Source organism: Mycolicibacterium boenickei (assembly GCF_010731295.1).
GTDB classification, from domain to species: domain Bacteria; phylum Actinomycetota; class Actinomycetes; order Mycobacteriales; family Mycobacteriaceae; genus Mycobacterium; species Mycobacterium boenickei.
Genome location: NZ_AP022579.1, coordinates 1,308,084 through 1,325,749 on the forward strand (window position 1 = coordinate 1,308,084; position 17,666 = coordinate 1,325,749).

The 17,666-nt window shown below is 66.9% G+C and carries 17 protein-coding genes and 2 tRNA genes; 13 read left to right on the forward strand and 6 right to left on the reverse strand.

Going from position 1 to position 17,666, the window contains the following annotated elements:
• Nucleotides 1-43 precede the first annotated feature (43 nt).
• From dnaN to G6N57_RS06130, 10 genes are all read left to right on the forward strand, one after another.
• Entirely contained in the window at nucleotides 44-1,237 is a 1,194-nt protein-coding gene (gene dnaN, locus G6N57_RS06085) for a DNA polymerase III subunit beta (protein WP_036443673.1), read from the forward strand.
• Nucleotides 1,238-1,262: 25 nt separating this feature from the next.
• The gene (gnd, locus tag G6N57_RS06090) at nucleotides 1,263-2,156 is read left to right on the forward strand and encodes a phosphogluconate dehydrogenase (NAD(+)-dependent, decarboxylating) (RefSeq protein WP_077739711.1); all 894 of its coding nucleotides are present in this window, start codon (nucleotides 1,263-1,265) and stop codon (nucleotides 2,154-2,156) included.
• A gap of 12 nt (nucleotides 2,157-2,168) precedes the next feature.
• Nucleotides 2,169-3,323 (forward strand): DNA replication/repair protein RecF, encoded by a 1,155-nt coding sequence (gene recF, locus G6N57_RS06095; protein WP_077739712.1) that lies wholly within the window; start codon nucleotides 2,169-2,171, stop codon nucleotides 3,321-3,323.
• Complete coding sequence (locus G6N57_RS06100; protein WP_077739713.1) at nucleotides 3,320-3,898, forward strand: DUF721 family protein; 579 nt, start codon at nucleotides 3,320-3,322, stop codon at nucleotides 3,896-3,898. Before recF ends, G6N57_RS06100 begins: the two co-directional genes overlap by 4 nt.
• A gap of 211 nt (nucleotides 3,899-4,109) precedes the next feature.
• Complete coding sequence (gene gyrB / locus G6N57_RS06105; RefSeq protein WP_077739714.1) at nucleotides 4,110-6,137, forward strand: DNA topoisomerase (ATP-hydrolyzing) subunit B; 2,028 nt, start codon at nucleotides 4,110-4,112, stop codon at nucleotides 6,135-6,137.
• Nucleotides 6,138-6,149: 12 nt separating this feature from the next.
• Nucleotides 6,150-6,431, forward strand: coding sequence for a putative quinol monooxygenase (locus G6N57_RS06110; RefSeq protein WP_077739715.1), 282 nt, complete (start codon nucleotides 6,150-6,152; stop codon nucleotides 6,429-6,431).
• 95 nt (nucleotides 6,432-6,526) lie between these two features.
• Nucleotides 6,527-9,034, forward strand: coding sequence for a DNA gyrase subunit A (gene gyrA / locus G6N57_RS06115; RefSeq protein ID WP_036443680.1), 2,508 nt, complete (start codon nucleotides 6,527-6,529; stop codon nucleotides 9,032-9,034).
• Between the two features lie 52 nt (nucleotides 9,035-9,086).
• Nucleotides 9,087-9,995 (forward strand): DUF3566 domain-containing protein, encoded by a 909-nt coding sequence (locus G6N57_RS06120; protein ID WP_077739716.1) that lies wholly within the window; start codon nucleotides 9,087-9,089, stop codon nucleotides 9,993-9,995.
• A 56-nt stretch (nucleotides 9,996-10,051) separates the two neighbouring features.
• Nucleotides 10,052-10,125, forward strand: a tRNA-Ile gene (locus G6N57_RS06125).
• 153 nt (nucleotides 10,126-10,278) lie between these two features.
• Nucleotides 10,279-10,351 (forward strand) — tRNA-Ala (locus G6N57_RS06130).
• A gap of 223 nt (nucleotides 10,352-10,574) precedes the next feature.
• On the opposite strand, the gene G6N57_RS32285 is transcribed toward G6N57_RS06130, so the two are convergent.
• A complete protein-coding gene (locus tag G6N57_RS32285; RefSeq protein WP_174814459.1) occupies nucleotides 10,575-10,871 on the reverse strand; it encodes a hypothetical protein in 297 nt (98 codons plus the stop codon).
• 107 nt (nucleotides 10,872-10,978) lie between these two features.
• Nucleotides 10,979-11,380 (reverse strand): cell wall synthesis protein CwsA, encoded by a 402-nt coding sequence (cwsA, locus tag G6N57_RS06145; protein WP_077739717.1) that lies wholly within the window; start codon nucleotides 11,378-11,380, stop codon nucleotides 10,979-10,981.
• A gap of 147 nt (nucleotides 11,381-11,527) precedes the next feature.
• Between cwsA and G6N57_RS06150 the strand changes: the two genes are divergently transcribed.
• The gene (locus tag G6N57_RS06150; RefSeq protein WP_036443685.1) at nucleotides 11,528-12,055 is read left to right on the forward strand and encodes a peptidylprolyl isomerase; all 528 of its coding nucleotides are present in this window, start codon (nucleotides 11,528-11,530) and stop codon (nucleotides 12,053-12,055) included.
• Between the two features lie 76 nt (nucleotides 12,056-12,131).
• Here the strand turns inward: G6N57_RS06150 and G6N57_RS06155 are convergent, their stop codons facing one another.
• Both G6N57_RS06155 and crgA read right to left on the reverse strand, forming a co-directional pair.
• On the reverse strand, nucleotides 12,132-12,548 hold the full coding sequence (locus G6N57_RS06155; RefSeq protein WP_077739718.1) for a PH domain-containing protein: 417 nt from the start codon (nucleotides 12,546-12,548) through the stop codon (nucleotides 12,132-12,134).
• 155 nt (nucleotides 12,549-12,703) lie between these two features.
• Nucleotides 12,704-12,988, reverse strand: a complete 285-nt coding sequence (gene crgA, locus G6N57_RS06160; protein WP_036443688.1) for a cell division protein CrgA — start codon at nucleotides 12,986-12,988, stop codon at nucleotides 12,704-12,706.
• A gap of 94 nt (nucleotides 12,989-13,082) precedes the next feature.
• Here crgA and G6N57_RS06165 point away from each other — a divergent pair, with 94 nt between their 5' ends.
• Both G6N57_RS06165 and G6N57_RS06170 read left to right on the forward strand, forming a co-directional pair.
• Nucleotides 13,083-13,832, forward strand: a complete 750-nt coding sequence (locus G6N57_RS06165) for a DUF881 domain-containing protein (protein ID WP_077739719.1) — start codon at nucleotides 13,083-13,085, stop codon at nucleotides 13,830-13,832.
• 31 nt (nucleotides 13,833-13,863) lie between these two features.
• Nucleotides 13,864-14,538, forward strand: a complete 675-nt coding sequence (locus G6N57_RS06170) for an aminodeoxychorismate/anthranilate synthase component II (protein ID WP_077739720.1) — start codon at nucleotides 13,864-13,866, stop codon at nucleotides 14,536-14,538.
• Here G6N57_RS06170 and pknB read toward each other — a convergent pair.
• Nucleotides 14,516-16,387, reverse strand: a complete 1,872-nt coding sequence (gene pknB, locus G6N57_RS06175; RefSeq protein WP_077739721.1) for a Stk1 family PASTA domain-containing Ser/Thr kinase — start codon at nucleotides 16,385-16,387, stop codon at nucleotides 14,516-14,518. The two genes, G6N57_RS06170 and pknB, sit on opposite strands and share 23 nt — an antisense overlap.
• On the reverse strand, nucleotides 16,384-17,661 hold the full coding sequence (locus tag G6N57_RS06180) for a serine/threonine-protein kinase (RefSeq protein ID WP_097926324.1): 1,278 nt from the start codon (nucleotides 17,659-17,661) through the stop codon (nucleotides 16,384-16,386). The genes pknB and G6N57_RS06180 overlap by 4 nt, the downstream gene beginning before the upstream one ends.
• Between the last annotated feature and the right edge of the window lie 5 nt (nucleotides 17,662-17,666).

A 17,666-nucleotide genomic window follows, 5' to 3' on the forward strand; every position in this document is an offset into this window, starting at 1 on the left:
AGGTAGAGCTTGTAATGGGGATCATCGAAGGGGCGCATAGCACGTGGCGACGACGACGGCTGGGCTGACCGACTTGAAGTTCCGCGTGGTGCGTGAGGACTTCGCGGACGCGGTGGCCTGGGTGGCCCGCAATCTGCCGACCCGGCCCACCATCCCGGTGCTGGCCGGCGTCCTGCTGACCGGCACCGATGACGGCCTGACCATCTCCGGCTTCGATTACGAAGTTTCCGCCGAGGTGCGTGTCAGTGCTGAAATCGCTTCTCCTGGAAGCGTTTTGGTGTCGGGGCGGTTGTTGTCCGACATCACCAAGGCGCTGCCGGCCAAGCCGGTCGAGCTCAGCGTCGACGGCACCCGGGTGGCCTTGACCTGTGGCAGTGCCCGGTTCTCCCTGCCGACCCTGGCGGTCGAGGATTACCCCGCGTTGCCGACCCTGCCCGAAGAGACCGGCGTGGTGTCGTCGGATCTGTTCGCCGAGGCCATCGGCCAGGTGGCCGTCGCCGCGGGCCGTGACGACACCCTGCCCATGCTGACCGGTATCCGGGTCGAGATCTCCGGTGAATCAGTGGTTTTGGCCGCGACCGACCGCTTCCGGCTGGCCGTGCGTGAGCTGACCTGGGAAACCAGCGCCACCGACGTCGAAGCGGCCGTGCTGGTGCCGGCGAAGACACTGGCCGAGGCGGCCAAGGCCGGCACCGACGGCAACCAGGTGCACCTGTCGTTGGGCTCCGGGGACTCCGTCGGCAAGGACGGTCTGCTCGGTATCCGCAGTAACGGCAAGCGCAGCACCACGCGCCTGCTCGACGCGGAGTTCCCGAAGTTCCGTCAGCTGCTGCCGTCCGAACACACCGCGGTGGCAACCATCGGAGTGGCCGAGCTCACCGAGGCGATCAAGCGTGTGGCGCTGGTGGCCGATCGGGGTGCGCAGATCCGCATGGAATTCGGCGACGACGTGCTGCGGCTGTCGGCCGGCGCCGACGACGTGGGCCGGGCCGAGGAAGACCTGCCGGTGGAGTTCGCCGGGGATCCGCTGACCATCGCGTTCAACCCCACATACCTGACCGACGGGTTGAGCTCGTTGCATTCGGACCGCGTGACTTTCGGTTTCACCACGCCGAGCCGGCCCGCAGTGTTGCGGCCCACGGGCGAGGATGGTGGTACCGGTGGTGGTTCGGGTCCGTTCCCGGCCGCCAAGACCGATTACGTCTACCTGTTGATGCCGGTCCGCCTTCCGGGCTGACCGGCGCGGGCGAGAGAGGGCGCACATGCAACTGGGGTTGATCGGCCTGGGCAAGATGGGCTTCAACATGCGCGAGCGCCTGCGTGCCGGTGGCCATGAGGTCGTGGGATACGACCCGCGGCCGGAAGTGAGTGACGTCGCCAGCCTGGCCGATCTCGCCACCGCGCTCGGGGCGCCGCGGGTGGTCTGGGTGATGGTGCCCTCGGGCACGGTGACGCACGAGACCATCGCCGCGCTCGCCGATGTGCTGGAGCCCGGCGATCTGGTGATCGACGGCGGCAACTCGAGGTACACCGAAGACGGCCCGCACGCAAAATTGTTGGGCGACAAAGGAATCCACTTCGTCGATGCCGGAGTTTCTGGCGGCGTCTGGGGTTTGCACGAGGGTTACGGGTTGATGGTCGGCGGCAGCGACGCCGACGTGGCTCGAGCCATGCCGATCTTCGACACGCTGCGTCCCGAAGGTGATCTGGCCGACGGCTTCGTCCATGCCGGCCCGGTCGGTGCCGGTCACTACGCCAAGATGGTGCACAACGGTATCGAGTACGGCCTGATGCACGCCTACGCCGAAGGCTACGAACTGCTCGCGGCGGAGGAGCTCATCACCGACCCCCAGGCCGTCATCCAGGCCTGGACCAATGGCACCGTGGTGCGGTCCTGGCTGCAGCAGCTGCTGGCCAAGGCTCTCAAGGAGGATCCGGGCTTCGCCGCCATCAGCGGGTACACCGAGGATTCCGGGGAAGGCCGCTGGACCGTGGAGGAGGCGATCAGCCACCGGGTTCCGATGCCGGTGATCGCGGCATCGTTGTTCGCCCGGTTCGCCTCGAGACAAGAGGACTCCCCCACGATGAAGGCGGTGTCGGCGCTGCGCAACCAGTTCGGTGGCCACGCGGTACACCGCATCAGTGAGTCCGGTTAGGCGCGAATTCCGATGTATGTCCGTCACCTGGGACTGACCGATTACCGGTCCTGGGCACATGTCGAGCTCGAGCTCGAGCCCGGCCGCACGGTCTTCGTCGGATCGAACGGCTTCGGCAAGACGAATCTCGTTGAGGCACTGTGGTATTGCGCCACCTTGGGGTCGCACCGGGTGGCCTCCGACGCGCCCCTGATCCGCGCGGGCGCGCCACGCGCGATCGTCTCGAGCATCGTGGTCAACGAGGGGCGGGAACTGGCTGTCGATCTCGAGATCACCAGCGGTCGCGCCAACAAGGCCCGGCTGAACCGGTCGCCGGTCCGCTCACCCCGCGAAATTCTCGGCGTCTTGCGGGCGGTGCTGTTCAGTCCGGAGGATCTCGCGCTGGTCCGCGGCGACCCGGGTGAACGCCGACGCTATCTCGATGAGCTGGCGACCACGCGCAGGCCGGCCATCGCCGGTATCCGTGCCGATTACGACAAGGTCGTGCGCCAACGTACGGCGCTGCTGAAAACCGCTGCGGGAGCACGTTATCGAGGTGATCGCAGCGTACTGGACACTCTCGATGTCTGGGACGGGCACCTCGCCGCGCACGGTGCGGCGTTGATCGCGGCCCGCATCGCGCTCGTCGAACAGCTACATCCGGAAGTCCAGAAGGCCTATCAGTTGTTGGCGCCGTCCAGCAGGCCCGCAGCCATCCGGTACCGCAGCAGTGTCGAGGCGATCGAAAACGCTCCCGGCCCCGAACCCGCGGAGTTCTACGAGGCCGCATTGTTGGACGCCTTGGCGCGGCGCCGCGACGCGGAGTTGGATCGCGGGGTCTGCCTGGTGGGTCCTCATCGCGACGATCTCGAGCTGTGGCTCGGCGATCAGCCCGCGAAAGGCTTTGCCAGTCACGGTGAATCGTGGTCGATGGCATTGGCCCTGCGGTTGGGGGCGTACGAATTGCTGCGGTCGGACGGTGTCGACCCGGTGTTGCTGCTCGACGATGTGTTCGCCGAGCTGGACACCGCGCGCCGGCAGGCCCTGGCCGCCGTCGCCGGTGAAGCCGAGCAGGTACTGGTGACCGCGGCAGTCGGCGAGGACATCCCGCAGGACTGGGCGGTCAACCGCGTCGAGATCAGGATGACCGAGGGCGACCAGGGACGGATATCGGTGGTGCAGTCATGACGGACGATTCCGGACAAACCCCCGAGCCCACACCCGCGGTGTCTCCCGAAGATCTCACCCGGATGCGGGGCATGGATCTGGTGCGGCGCACCCTGGAAGAGGCTCGAGGCGCGGCACGCAGTCAAGGTAAGGACGTCGGCCGCGGTCGCAGCGCGCCGGTACGGCGGGTGGCGGGTAATGCCGGGCGGCGCCGGAGCTGGTCGGGTCCGGGTCCCGATGTCCGCGATCCGCAACCGCTCGGGGCCGCGACGCAGGACCTGGCCAGGGTGCGGGGCTGGTCCTCGAGGGTCGCCGAGGGTTCGGTGTTCGGCCGGTGGCGGGCCGTCGTCGGCGACCAGATCGCCGACCATGCCAACCCGACCGGTCTGAACGAGGGCGTGTTGACCGTCTCGGCGGAGTCCACCGCGTGGGCGACCCAGTTGCGCATGGTGCAGTCCCAGCTGCTGGCCAAGATCGCCGCCGCCGTCGGTGACGGGGTGGTGACCTCGCTGAAGATCGTCGGCCCGGTCGGCCCGTCGTGGCGGAAGGGCCGGTATCACGTCGCCGGCCGCGGTCCCCGGGACACCTACGGGTAGGACTGCGCTCAGAAACGCCGAGACGCGCGAAATGAATCTTCCCGAGCGTCCGGAGGCACCAATGGCCGAGAAATTCCGCGCACGGCGCAGTTAGGTAGGTGGAAACGCCGCTACAGAGTGGGCCCTGTAGGTGTCGACCGGTAGACTGTGGCGAGATCTGCAGGGCGGTGACGCAACCGCCTCCCGCGAACCCCAAGGAGACGCGTCCGACGTGGCTGCCCAGAAGAAGAATGCTCCAACCGAGTACGGCGCCGATTCGATCAAGGTGCTCGAAGGATTGGAGGCGGTTCGTAAACGTCCGGGCATGTACATCGGTTCCACCGGTGAGCGGGGTCTGCACCACCTGGTGTGGGAGGTCGTCGACAACGCGGTGGACGAGGCGATGGCCGGCTTCGCCACGAAGGTCGACGTCCGCATCCTCGAGGACGGCGGGGTCCAGGTCACCGACGACGGCCGTGGCATTCCGGTCGCCATGCACGCCACGGGTATCCCGACCGTCGACGTGGTGATGACGGTCCTGCACGCCGGCGGCAAGTTCGAGGAGGGCGCCTACCAGGTGTCCGGCGGTCTGCACGGCGTCGGCGTCTCGGTGGTCAACGCCCTGTCGACCAGGCTCGAGGCCGACATATACAAGGACGGCTACGAGTGGTTCCAGACCTACGACAACTCGGTGCCGGGAACCCTCAAGCAGGGTGACAAGACAACGAAGACCGGTACCACCATCCGGTTCTGGGCCGACCCGAATGTCTTCGAGACCACGGTGTACGACTTCGAGACCATCGCCCGACGGCTCCAGGAGATGGCATTCCTGAACAAGGGCCTGACCATCGAGCTCACCGATGAACGGGTGACCCAGGACGAGGTCGTCGACGAGGTGGTCGCCGACACCGCGGCCGCTCCCAAGTCTGCCGAGGAGACGGCGGCCGAAGCCTCCGCCCCGCACAAGGTGAAGCACCGGACCTTCCACTACCCCGGCGGCCTGGTCGACTTCGTCAAGCACATCAACCGGACCAAGACCGCGATCCAGCCCAGCGTCATCGACTTCGACGGCAAGGGCCCCGGCCACGAGGTCGAGATCGCGATGCAGTGGAACGCCGGTTACTCAGAGTCCGTGCACACCTTCGCCAACACGATCAACACCCACGAGGGCGGCACCCACGAGGAAGGTTTCCGCTCGGCGCTGACCACCGTGGTGAACAAGTACGCCAAGGACAAGAAGCTCCTCAAGGACAAGGACCCGAACCTCACCGGCGACGACATCCGCGAGGGACTGGCGGCGGTCATCTCGGTGAAGGTGGCCCAACCGCAGTTCGAGGGTCAGACCAAGACCAAGCTCGGCAACACCGAGGTCAAATCGTTCGTCCAGAAGATCTGCAACGAGCAGCTCACCCACTGGTTCGAGGCGAATCCTGCCGAGGCGAAAACTGTTGTGAACAAGGCGGTTTCGTCAGCACAGGCGCGTATCGCCGCGCGTAAGGCCCGCGAGCTGGTCCGGCGCAAGAGCGCCACCGACATCGGCGGCCTGCCGGGCAAGCTGGCCGACTGCCGCTCGACCGACCCGACGAAGTCCGAACTGTATGTGGTGGAGGGCGATTCGGCCGGCGGCTCGGCCAAGAGCGGCCGCGACTCGATGTTCCAGGCGATCCTGCCGTTGCGCGGCAAGATCATCAACGTCGAAAAGGCCCGCATCGACCGCGTTCTGAAGAACACCGAAGTCCAGGCCATCATCACCGCCCTGGGCACCGGCATCCACGACGAGTTCGACATCTCCAAGCTGCGGTACCACAAGATCGTGTTGATGGCCGACGCCGATGTCGACGGCCAGCACATCTCCACCCTGCTGCTGACCCTGCTGTTCCGCTTCATGAAACCGCTGGTGGAGCACGGGCACATCTTCTTGGCGCAGCCGCCGCTGTACAAGCTCAAGTGGCAGCGTCAGGAACCGGAATTCGCCTACTCCGACCGCGAGCGCGACGGTCTGCTCGAGGCAGGCAAGGCGGCGGGCAAGCGGATCAACGTCGACGACGGTATCCAGCGCTACAAGGGTCTCGGCGAGATGGATGCCAAGGAACTGTGGGAAACCACCATGGATCCGACTGTGCGGGTATTGCGTCAGGTGACGCTTGACGACGCGGCCGCCGCCGACGAGTTGTTCTCCATCCTGATGGGTGAAGACGTCGAAGCGCGCCGCAGCTTCATCACGCGCAACGCCAAAGACGTTCGCTTCCTGGACGTTTAGGCAGGACATCCGATGCACACAGCATTCATCCGGGTCAAAGTCGCCCCCGACGCGGCCGAGCGTGCCGCCGAAGCGATGCAGAGTCTGGTCGCACCCACGCTCGCCGAGCCGGGCTGCATCACCTACGAGTTCTACCGGGATCTCGAGGACCCGTCGCTGTTCCTGTGTTTCGAGCATTGGGACTCGAGGGAGTCGATGGATGCGCACGGAACCACACCGCACGTCGCCACTTTTCTCACCGAGCTGGGGCCGAGTATCGAAAAGTGGGAGTACAACCACACGGCGGCACTGTGACTCCGAGTACGCATCTGCCCTGTGCGCCACCGTGATTCACGGCGCGTCCAGATGGCCATTGACCGCATCAAGCCGAGCCAACGAGCGAGGAACTCATGACTGACACCACGTTGCCACCCGGCGACGGCGCCTCCGACCGCATCGAACCGGTCGACATCCAGCACGAAATGCAGCGCAGCTACATCGATTACGCGATGAGCGTGATCGTGGGTCGCGCGCTGCCCGAGGTGCGGGACGGGCTCAAGCCCGTGCACCGCCGCGTGCTGTACGCGATGTACGACTCCGGCTTCCGCCCGGACCGCAGCCACGCCAAGTCCGCGCGCTCCGTGGCCGAGACGATGGGTAACTACCACCCGCACGGTGACGCGTCGATCTACGACACCCTGGTCCGCATGGCCCAGCCGTGGTCACTGCGCTACCCGCTGGTCGACGGCCAGGGCAACTTCGGCTCGCCGGGTAACGATCCGGCGGCCGCCATGCGTTACACCGAGGCCCGGCTGACGCCGCTGGCCATGGAGATGCTGCGTGAAATCGACGAGGAGACAGTCGATTTCATCCCCAATTACGACGGCCGGGTGCAAGAGCCCACCGTGTTGCCGAGCCGCTTCCCCAATCTGCTGGCCAACGGTTCCGGCGGTATCGCCGTCGGCATGGCCACCAACATCCCGCCGCACAACCTGCGGGAGCTCGCCGAGGCGGTCTACTGGTGCCTCGAGAACCACGAGGCGGATGAAGAGGCGACTCTCGCCGCCGTGTGCGAGCGGGTCAAGGGCCCGGACTTCCCCACCAGCGGCTTGATTGTCGGCTCGCAGGGCATCCAGGACGCCTACACCACGGGCCGCGGCTCGATCCGGATGCGCGGTGTGGTGGAGATCGAAGAGGACAGCCGGGGCCGCACCGGCATCGTCATCACCGAACTGCCGTACCAGGTCAACCACGACAACTTCATCACCTCGATTGCCGAGCAGGTGCGCGACGGCAAGCTGGCCGGCATCTCCAACATCGAGGACCAGTCCAGCGACCGCGTCGGCCTGCGAATCGTTGTGGAGCTCAAGCGCGATGCCGTCGCGAAGGTCGTGCTGAACAACCTCTACAAGCACACCCAGCTGCAGACGTCGTTCGGCGCGAACATGCTGTCGATCGTCGACGGGGTGCCCCGCACACTGCGCCTGGACCAGATGATCCGGCACTACGTCGCGCACCAACTCGACGTCATCGTCCGGCGCACCCGGTACCGGCTGCGCAAGGCCAACGAGCGGGCCCATATCCTGCGCGGTCTGGTCAAGGCCCTCGACGCGCTCGACGAAGTGATCGCGTTGATCCGGGCGTCGCAGACCGTCGAGATCGCCCGGGCCGGCCTGATCGAGCTGCTCGACATCGACGAAATCCAGGCCCAGGCGATCCTCGACATGCAGCTGCGCCGGTTGGCTGCCCTGGAACGGCAGAAGATCGTCGACGACCTGGCCAAGATCGAGGCTGAGATCGCCGACCTCGAGGACATCCTGGCCAAGCCGGAACGCCAGCGGAAGATCGTCCATGACGAACTGGCCGAGATCGTGGAGAAGTACGGCGACGACCGTCGTACCCGGATCATGCCTGCCGACGGCGATGTCAGCGACGAGGATCTGATCGCCCGCGAAGATGTCGTGGTCACGATCACCGAGACGGGCTACGCCAAGCGCACCAAGACCGACCTGTACCGCAGCCAGAAACGTGGCGGCAAGGGCGTCCAGGGCGCGGGGCTCAAGGCCGACGACATCGTCAACCACTTCTTCGTCTGCTCGACCCACGACTGGATCCTGTTCTTCACCACGCAGGGTCGGGTCTACCGGGCCAAGGCCTACGAGCTGCCCGAGGCCTCGCGTACCGCGCGCGGTCAGCATGTGGCGAACCTGCTGGCCTTCCAGCCCGAGGAGCGCATCGCCCAGGTCATCCAGCTCAAGACGTACGAGGATGCGCCGTATCTGGTGCTCGCCACCCGCAATGGCCTGGTGAAGAAGTCCAAGCTGGTCGACTTCGATTCGAACCGATCCGGCGGCATCGTGGCGATCAACCTGCGCGACGGTGACGAACTGGTCGGCGCGGTGCTGTGCTCGGCCGAGGACGACCTGCTGCTGGTCAGTGCGAACGGGCAGTCGATCCGGTTCTCCGCGACCGATGAGGCGCTGCGGCCGATGGGCCGGGCCACCTCCGGTGTGCAGGGCATGCGGTTCAACGAGGATGACCGGTTGCTGTCCCTCAATGTGGTCCAGCCGGACACATATCTGCTGGTCGCGACGGCGGGCGGCTACGCAAAGCGCACCGCGATCGAGGAGTACACGGTCCAGGGCCGCGGCGGCAAGGGCATCCTGACGATCCAGTACGACCGCAAACGTGGCAGTCTGGTCGGAGCGCTGATCGTCGATGACGAGACGGAGCTGTACGCCATCACCTCCGGTGGCGGCGTCATCCGTACCGCCGCACGTCAGGTTCGCAAGGCAGGCCGCCAGACCAAGGGTGTCCGCTTGATGAACCTGGGCGACGGCGACACACTGATTGCGATCGCGCGCAACGCCGAGGAGGACTCGGATCCGGATGGTGACGAGTCTGCTGAAGAGGAATGACGCTGTCGCCGGGGTCCGACGCGGACCTCGGCCTGAGCTAAGGAGCTGTTAGGTGAGTTCACCGAGCGAGCCGGGCTACCCGCGAGCGGGCGACCGGCCCGGCAGCTCCAACGGCTCAGGTGCCGGGGCCGCGGGAGCCGAAGGCACCTCGACCACCGGCAAGGCCGCCGGAGTCCAGGCGCGGCCTGCCGGCGGTCAGATCACCGAAACCGGTGAGGCACCGCCGTGGCAGCGCGGAGCCGCCAGGACCACGCCGCCGCCCCCGGCAACCGAGACGCGTGACGAGAGTGCCCGTACGCCGAGCGCCCACTCCCCCGGTGTGGAGGCCCGGCTGCAGCGCTTCGTCGCGGGCACGGAGAACCAGGAGACCGAGCAGCAGCCCCGGCCGGCACGTCCGTCGTCGCCGGCACCGGCGGCGTCCGCCCCCCGCAGCGAGCCGGTGCGGTCCGAGGCCTACGCGAGTGAGATCCCGGACCTGTCCGGGCCCTCCCCGCGTCCGGCGCAACGCAAGCCCTCCGCCGAGACTCCGGCGGCCAGATCCTCGAGCAACACCCCGACCACCCGGATCCAGGTGGCCAACCGCACCGCCCATCAGGGGCCGGTCCGGGCCAGCATGCAGATCCGCCGTGTGGACCCGTGGACTGTGCTGAAGGTCTCACTGGTGCTGTCGGTGGTGCTGTTCTTCGTCTGGATGATCGCGGTCGCGTTCCTGTACCTCGTGCTCGGCGCGATGGGTGTGTGGAGCAAGCTGAACAGCAATGTGGGTGATCTCCTGACCAGCGCGAGCGGCGCCTCAGGAGGCGAATTGGTCTCCAGCGGAACGATCTTCGGCGGGGCCGCGCTCATCGGCCTGGTGAACATCGTGGTGCTGTGTGCGATGGCCACCATCGGTGCCTTCATCTACAACCTGACCACCGATCTGGTCGGTGGAGTCGAGGTCACGCTGGCCGACCGGGATTGATTTGGGAGTCTGCGCCTCGGTGCGGTAATCTCTGCGCTCGGTCGATCCCAATTTTCGGGCCTATAGCTCAGGCGGTTAGAGCGCTTCGCTGATAACGAAGAGGTCGGAGGTTCGAGTCCTCCTAGGCCCACGACACCCGGTGTAACCGGTGATCATCGAGAGGTTGCGCCATGCGGTTCATACTTCTGGCCGGCATCGCAGCCGCAGCGGTGATCGTCTGGCGATCACGTCACGGTGACGAGATTTGGCACGAGGCGGACGTAGAGCCGTCCGAGCCGAAGACGGGGCCTTAGCTCAGTTGGTAGAGCGCTGCCTTTGCAAGGCAGATGTCAGGAGTTCGAATCTCCTAGGCTCCACAACTCCATCCAGTCGCGAAGCGGTTCCGGTCAGCTGCCGGAGCCGCTTTTCTCGTTGACGCGAACCATCCTGTGCAACAAGCATTTCCGATACGGCTTGAGCAATGTCCCGAGAACACGGGCGTCAATTGATACCGTCGCCTCACATGTTGTGTTTGCACAAGATAATTCCTGTCGCGGCGGCACTCCTACTCTGCGGCGTCGCGTGCGGTACCGACGACAGTCAGCAGGCGCCCTCGGGCACCGAGGCTCCGGGGACCTCGACCAGCCACGCGCCGACCGCGCCTGCGGCCCCACGCACACCGAATGTGCCTGCGGCGCCGCACCCGCCGGGTGCACCCGGCACCTCGACGATGCCGATGATGCCCAACCCCAATGGCGACGGCTCGATGGTGCCGTGTGAGGGCACGATCTGTACGAATCCGAACCACGGTGCCGGGGACAACCCGGACGAGAACGGCGGGGCGGTGATGCCGAATCCGAACGGCGACGGCTCGGACGTCCCGTGTGAGGGCACCATTTGCACGAATCCGAACCACGGTGCCGGGGACAACCCGGACGAGAACGGCGGGGCGCAGGTGCCGGCCCCGGCGGACGGGGACGGATAGCCGCCCCTCCCCTGGCGCCCTAGGGCTTCGGGGTGACCTCGACGCTGGGCGGCAACGGCGACGGCTCGGGCTTCGTGGACCGGCGAACGATCGAAAATGCCACGGCCCCACCGGCCAGGGTTGCCACGGCGATCCCGGCCAGGAGCAGACGGCGACGGCGCCGCGGCTTGGCCTGTGGCGCTGCAGCAGCCTCCTGCAGGACCTCGGGCAGCGCCGCGACCGCTCCTGCGGCGGCGGCGAGCTGACGCCGCAGCTTGCCCGATTCGTAGCGCTTACGGAGGCCGGCGGCCGCGGCGGACACGGTGTTGGCACTGATGCCCACCACGCCACGGGTCACGTCGACCGGACCGACGGTGCTGTATTTCAAACCGCGGGCTAGGCGCTGACGGGGGGCCAACCGGGTATCGACGTTCGCGGTCATCTGGCACCTTTCTGGGCACGGGCGGCGGAGGTGAGCTGCGGCCGGGGTTTGTCGGCTGAGATCCACATTGCCATCTCGGCGGGAGTCTGGGGGCGTTGGTGGGGTATCTGACCGTCGCCGGCGGCCGGGATGGCAGACTGAGTAGCCGTGACGAGCCCCATTCAGACCGCGACGGCGACACTGCACACCAACCGCGGCGACATCAAGATCGCACTGTTCGGAAACCACGCTCCCAAGACCGTGGCCAACTTCGTCGGCTTGGCGCAGGGCACCAAGGACTACAGCACCGAGAATGCCTCGGGCGGAACCTCCGGTCCGTTCTACGACGGCGTCATCTTCCACCGGGTGATCGACGGCTTCATGATCCAGGGCGGCGACCCGACCGGCACCGGTCGCGGCGGCCCGGGCTTCCAGTTCGCCGACGAGTTCCACCCCGAGCTGCAGTTCGACAAGCCCTACCTGCTGGCGATGGCCAACGCCGGGCCGGGCACCAACGGCTCCCAGTTCTTCATCACGGTGGGCCAGACCCCGCACCTCAACCGGCGCCACACGATCTTCGGCGAGGTAGTCGATCCGGAGTCCCAGAAGGTCGTCGACGCCATCGCGTCCACCGCCACCGATCGCTCCGACCGGCCGACCGAGCCGGTCGTCATCGAATCGGTGACCGTGTCATAACGGGATCAACCCCGCACCTGCAAATGCGCGACGCCCCCGAAGCCGGGGGCGTCGCGTGTTGTGTGGGGTCCTTTCGTCACGGGGCTGCGTAGCCGGCCTCCGTGAGCGCGTCCAGGACGTCGAGCGGGTCTGTGCCGAGGTCCCATCGGGTGAGGACCACGAGGCGGTCGTCGACGGTGTCGATCTCCAGCAGGCGGACCTTGCGGGCGATTCGGCGGAACTCCGTGATGCGAATTTTCCGGATCTCATTGCGGCGATATGTCCGGGTACTCCACCAACCGGCGACCGTGAGACCGTCTTGGTTAATTGCCAGTTTGGGTCGTGCCCGCCACGACAATGTTGCGAACGTGAGCAATCCCACCCCAGCTATGCCGGCAAGAACACGTCCGGGCGGGTCTGTGATCAGGGTCACAGCTGCGATAGCCATCATAAGTCCGCCTATGCCGCAACCTGCGACTCCGGCGGCGGGTGGGCCCCAATGAGTTTGCTGCACGGGTTCTTCACACCCTCTTACCGCGACTAATGGAGTTATCCACAGGTGCTATCCCCAATGGGGATGAATCACAACGATGTGATTGAGCATCGCCGAGGTTGCTGAACCGGTAACGCTAAAACCGTAAGATGAATTCATTATGGCGGTGTCCGCGCTCAACGCCAGCGCATGGTGAGCAACAGCCCACTGATCATGAAGGCAAAGGCGACCGCGTAGTTCCACGGACCCATATCCGCCATCCACTGGAGGAAGGACGGGGTGTCCACGGGATTGGTCGCGGCCAGCTGGAACACCAGCAGCCACAACAGGCCGAACAGCATGAGACCGATGAACAGCGCGACGAACCACACACTCGACGGCCCGGCTTTCACCTTGACCGGGGTCCGGCTCACCTGCTTGATGGTGAAATCGTTCTTCTTACGGACTTTGGACTTGGGCATGGGTACCTTCGCGGACAGTCGGCGTCACACGGTGCGACGATGAGGCAGGATGCCTCACGAGCCTAACGTAGCTGCACGTCCAGGAGAGACTGCGATGGACCAACCGGATCGATCCCCCTGGCGCTTCGGCGTCCCGGTGGTCTGCCTGGCCGCGGGCTTGCTGCTGGCCGCCACCCACGGGGTCTCCGGCGGTGACGAGATTCGCCGCAGCGACGCGCCCCGGCTCGTCGACCTGGTCCGCGAGGCTCAGCAGTCGGTGGACCGGCTCACCGCCCAGCGTGATTCGCTGTCGACCGAGATCGACAGCCACCACGGCGGATCCCCTGGATCGCACGCCGCACTCGGGGCGATCACCCGCCGCTCGGCCGAACTGGCCGCCGACGCGGGCACGGTCCCGATGCGGGGCCCCGGGCTGGTCGTCACCCTCAACGACGCCCAGCGCGACGCTCAGGGGCGCTTTCCCCGCGACGCCTCCCCCGACGACCTCGTGGTGCACCAACAAGACATCCAGGCCGTCTTGAATGCACTGTGGAGCGCCGGGGCCGAGGGCATCCAAATGCAGGACCAGCGCATCATCGCCACTTCTGCGCCCCGCTGCGTCGGCAACACCCTGCTGCTCAACGGCCGCACCTACAGCCCGCCCTACGTGATCACCGCGATCGGCGACGCCTCCGCCATGCAGGCCGCCCTGGCCGCCGCCCCGAACGTCACCCTGTACAAGCAATACGTGGTGCGGTTCGGGCTGGGCTACACCGAAGAGCCGCGGGCCGAGGTCGAGCTGGTGGGACACACCGACCCGCTGCGGATGCGCTACGCGAAACCCGCGGGCCCCGTCGGCTATTAAAGCCGTTTCCCGGGGCCGGTAGCCTAAGTCAATGCAGGTTCTGGTCGTCGACAACTATGACAGCTTCGTGTTCAACCTGGTCCAGTACCTGGGCCAGCTCGGAGTTGACGCGCAGGTGTGGCGCAACGACGACGATCGCCTGGCCACCGAAGCCGACCTTGCCAAGGTGGCGGCCGATTTCGACGGCGTCCTGCTGAGCCCCGGCCCGGGTACCCCCGAACGCGCCGGAGCCACCATCCCGCTGGTGCGTGCCTGCGCCGCGGCGGGCACTCCCCTACTCGGCGTCTGCCTCGGTCACCAGGCCATCGGGGTGGCATTCGGCGGCACCGTCGACCGGGCACCCGAACTGCTGCACGGCAAGACGAGCGTCGTGCACCACGCCGACACCGGTGTGCTCAAAGGTCTCCCGGATCCGTTCACCGCGACCAGGTATCACTCGCTGACGATCCTGCCCGAGACCGTGCCGGACGAGCTCGAGGTCATCGGGCAGACCGACGGCGGCGTCATCATGGCCGTGCGTCATCGGCAGCTGCCGATTCACGGGGTGCAGTTCCACCCGGAGTCGATCCTGACCCAGGGCGGGCACCGCATGCTGGCCAACTGGCTCGGCGTGTGCGGTGCCGCTCCCGAGGAAAACCTGGTGGCCACGCTCGAAGCCGAGGTGGCCCGCGCCGTCGCCGCGGCTACGACGCGAAACTCAGCGTGATCTTCGAACCGAAGCTCACCCCGGTGCCCGGCGGCGGACTCTGGGTGACCACCGCATTGGTGCGCTGACCGCTGTCCCGTACGTCCGGCCCCTTGTCCAGCACACCGGTCCAACCCAGCGCGCTCAGGCGCTGGTAGGCGTCATCCCAGAACTGTCCGACCAGGTTGGGCATGACGAACTGGTTGCCCTTCGACACGTGGATCTGCACCGGCGTGTCCTTGGGTACCGAGGTCCCCGAGGTCGGCTCGGTGTCGACCACCTGACCCGCGGGTGCGGTGTGGTCGATGTCGATGACGACGGTGTTGGTGAATCCCGACGCGGTCAGGATCTGCTTGCACACATCGGCGCTCTGGCCCTTGCAGTCGGGAACCGTGGTGTTCTCCGGACCCGAACCCACGACAAGGGTGACCTCGTAGATGATCCCCGCGGTCTGGTTGGCCGGCGGATTGGTGGCGAGCACCTTGCCCTTCTGCTCGGGCGTCGACGGGCTCGTGGTCTCCTTGACCTTCTCGAACTTGGCGTCCTTGAGCTTCTGCCGGGCCTGGGCCGGGGTCAGCCCTGCGACATCGGGAATCTGGGCCTGCTCGGGGCCGCCCGACACGTTCACAGTGATCTCGTCGCCGGCAGCCACCATGCTGTTGGCGGCCGGGTCGGTACCGATCACGACACCCGGGGCCACCTTGTTGTCGGTCTTGGGTTCGGTTCGGGTCTTGAATCCCCGGTTCTGCAGAGCGGCCACCGCATCGGCGGAACGCTGGCCGCTCACATCGGGCACCTGCACGTCGCGGGGCCTGCCGTCGAACATGTTGATCGCCACCGTGACCACCACGGTCAGCACCGCCAGCACCGCGACAGCGATCAACCAGCGGGCCACCGAGGCGTTACGGTCGGCCGGTCGGGGCACGACCATGTTCTGGGTGGGTGCGGCCCCACCCTGGGCGAGCATCGGCCCGGAGTTCATCATCGACGTCCGCTCGGCGTCGGTCAGCACCTTGGGGGCCTCCGGCGCCTCACCGCTGTGCACCCGGATCAGGTCGGTGCGCATCTCGGCCGCCGTCTGGTAGCGGTTGTCCGGGTTCTTGGCCAGCGCCTTGAGCACCACGGCGTCGAGTTCCGGGGAGATGCCGGTGTGCCGGCGCGACGGCGGGATCGGATCCTCGCGGACATGCTGGTAGGCCACCGCCACCGGGGAATCACCGATGAAAGGTGGTTCGCCCGTGAGGATTTCGTAGAGCACGCAACCCAGTGAGTAGACGTCGGAGCGCGCGTCGACGGTTTCACCGCGGGCCTGCTCGGGCGACAGGTACTGCGCGGTGCCGATCACCGCGGCGGTCTGCGTGACACTGTTGCCGGTATCGGCCAGGGCGCGCGCGATACCGAAGTCCATCACCTTCACAGCGTTGTTCTTGCTGATCATGATGTTGGCCGGCTTGACGTCGCGGTGCACGATCCCGTGCTGGTGGCTGAAGTTCAGGGCCTGGCAGGCGTCGGCGATGATCTCGATGGCCCGGCGCGGCGGGATCGGGCCCTCGCCGTGCACGATGTCCCGCAACGTCACACCGTCGACGTACTCCATGACGATGTAGGGCAGCGGGCCGTTGGGTGTCTCGGCCTCGCCGGTGTCGTACACCGCCACGATGGCGGGATGGTTCAGCGCCGCCGCGTTCTGTGCTTCGCGGCGGAAACGGAGGTAGAAGCTGGGGTCGCGGGCCAGGTCGGCGCGCAGCACCTTGACCGCGACGTCGCGGTGCAACCGCGTGTCGCGTGCCAGATGAACTTCGGACATGCCGCCGAAGCCGAGAATTTCACCGAGTTCATATCGGTCAGAGAGATGCTGAGGCGTCGTCATCGCAGTATCTGTTCCGGTGCCCCCGATGTGGCCGGAGCATCAACCCCGGCCGCACTGGGCACGATCACGTGGAATGCCAGGTCCGGCAACGCTGCCGGGGTCTGGTAGGGCGTCGTCTCGGTCACCGTGTCGGTGACTGTGGGCGGTGGTGACTGCTGCTGGTCCTTGCGGTCCTGAGCGTTGAGCACGATCAGGATGGCAATCACGATAGCCAGCGCGCCGAGTACCCCGGCGGCCCACAGCAGGGCCCGCTGACCCGACGAGAACGTGCGCCGGGCGGGTGGCGCGGGCCGATGGGCGGCCGCGGTCGGCCTGGCCCTGGTGGCGGTCACCGGGGTGCGGCCCGAGAGATCTGCTGCGGCGCGGGCCTGTGCGGCCGACGGCACCGCGGCCGGGGCAGCCCGGCCAAGTGTCGGAGCCTGGTTGGGACGCGGGGGCCTGCGGCCGGAGCGCACCGCGGCGACCGCGTCGGCGAACGGTCCGCCGGACTTGTAGCGCATCCCCGGGTTCTTCACCAGGGTGATCTCGATCAGCTCGCGGACGTTGGGCGGCAGATCGGCGGGCAGCGGCGGCGGCGTCTCCTTGATGTGCTTCATCGCCACCGTCAGCGCACCGTCGCCGGTGAACGGACGCTTGCCCGAAACCGATTCGTAGCCAACGACTCCCAGCGAATAGACGTCGCTGGCGGCGGTGGCGTCGTGGCCGAGGGCCTGCTCGGGCGCGATGTACTGGGCAGTGCCCATCACCATGCCGGTCTGGGTGACCGGGGCGGCGTCGACCGCCTTGGCGATACCGAAGTCGGTCAGCTTCACCTGGCCGGTCGGGGTGATCAGGATGTTGCCGGGCTTGACGTCGCGGTGCACCAGGCCGGCGGTGTGGGCCACCTGCAGTGCCCGCCCGGTCTGCTCGAGCATGTCCAGGGCGTGCCGCAACGACAGCCGGCCGGTGCGCTTGAGCACCGAGTTCAACGGCTCGCCGTTGATCAGTTCCATCACCAGGTACGCGGTGCGGCCCTCGCCGTCGAGCTCAGTCTCGCCGTAGTCGTACACGCTGGCGATCCCGGGGTGGTTCAGCATGGCCACGGTGCGGGCCTCGGCGCGGAAGCGCTCGACGAACTCGGCATCGGTGGAGAACTCGGCCTTGAGCACCTTGACCGCGACGCGCCGGCCCAGCCGTGAGTCGACGGCCTCCCAGACCTGACCCATGCCGCCGGTGGCGATCAGCCGCTGCAGCCGGTACCGCCCGGACAGCGTGACTCCAACCCGCGGGCTCATTTCTC

Bases quoted from the DNA above. Each gene is read 5' to 3' on its own strand.
- G6N57_RS32285 (WP_174814459.1), bottom strand. From the start codon at position 10,871: ATGGTGCCCTCACACGGGACGTCCGAGCCGTCGCCGTTCGGATTCGGC.
- G6N57_RS06110 (WP_077739715.1), top strand. From the start codon at position 6,150: ATGCACACAGCATTCATCCGGGTCAAAGTCGCCCCCGACGCGGCCGAG.
- gnd (WP_077739711.1), top strand. From the start codon at position 1,263: ATGCAACTGGGGTTGATCGGCCTGGGCAAGATGGGCTTCAACATGCGC.
- G6N57_RS06180 (WP_097926324.1), bottom strand. From the start codon at position 17,661: ATGAGCCCGCGGGTTGGAGTCACGCTGTCCGGGCGGTACCGGCTGCAG.
- G6N57_RS06165 (WP_077739719.1), top strand. From the start codon at position 13,083: ATGGACCAACCGGATCGATCCCCCTGGCGCTTCGGCGTCCCGGTGGTC.
- pknB (WP_077739721.1), bottom strand. From the start codon at position 16,387: ATGACGACGCCTCAGCATCTCTCTGACCGATATGAACTCGGTGAAATT.
- gyrA (WP_036443680.1), top strand. From the start codon at position 6,527: ATGACTGACACCACGTTGCCACCCGGCGACGGCGCCTCCGACCGCATC.
- G6N57_RS06170 (WP_077739720.1), top strand. From the start codon at position 13,864: ATGCAGGTTCTGGTCGTCGACAACTATGACAGCTTCGTGTTCAACCTG.
- recF (WP_077739712.1), top strand. From the start codon at position 2,169: ATGTATGTCCGTCACCTGGGACTGACCGATTACCGGTCCTGGGCACAT.
- crgA (WP_036443688.1), bottom strand. From the start codon at position 12,988: ATGCCCAAGTCCAAAGTCCGTAAGAAGAACGATTTCACCATCAAGCAG.
- G6N57_RS06100 (WP_077739713.1), top strand. From the start codon at position 3,320: ATGACGGACGATTCCGGACAAACCCCCGAGCCCACACCCGCGGTGTCT.
- cwsA (WP_077739717.1), bottom strand. From the start codon at position 11,380: ATGACCGCGAACGTCGATACCCGGTTGGCCCCCCGTCAGCGCCTAGCC.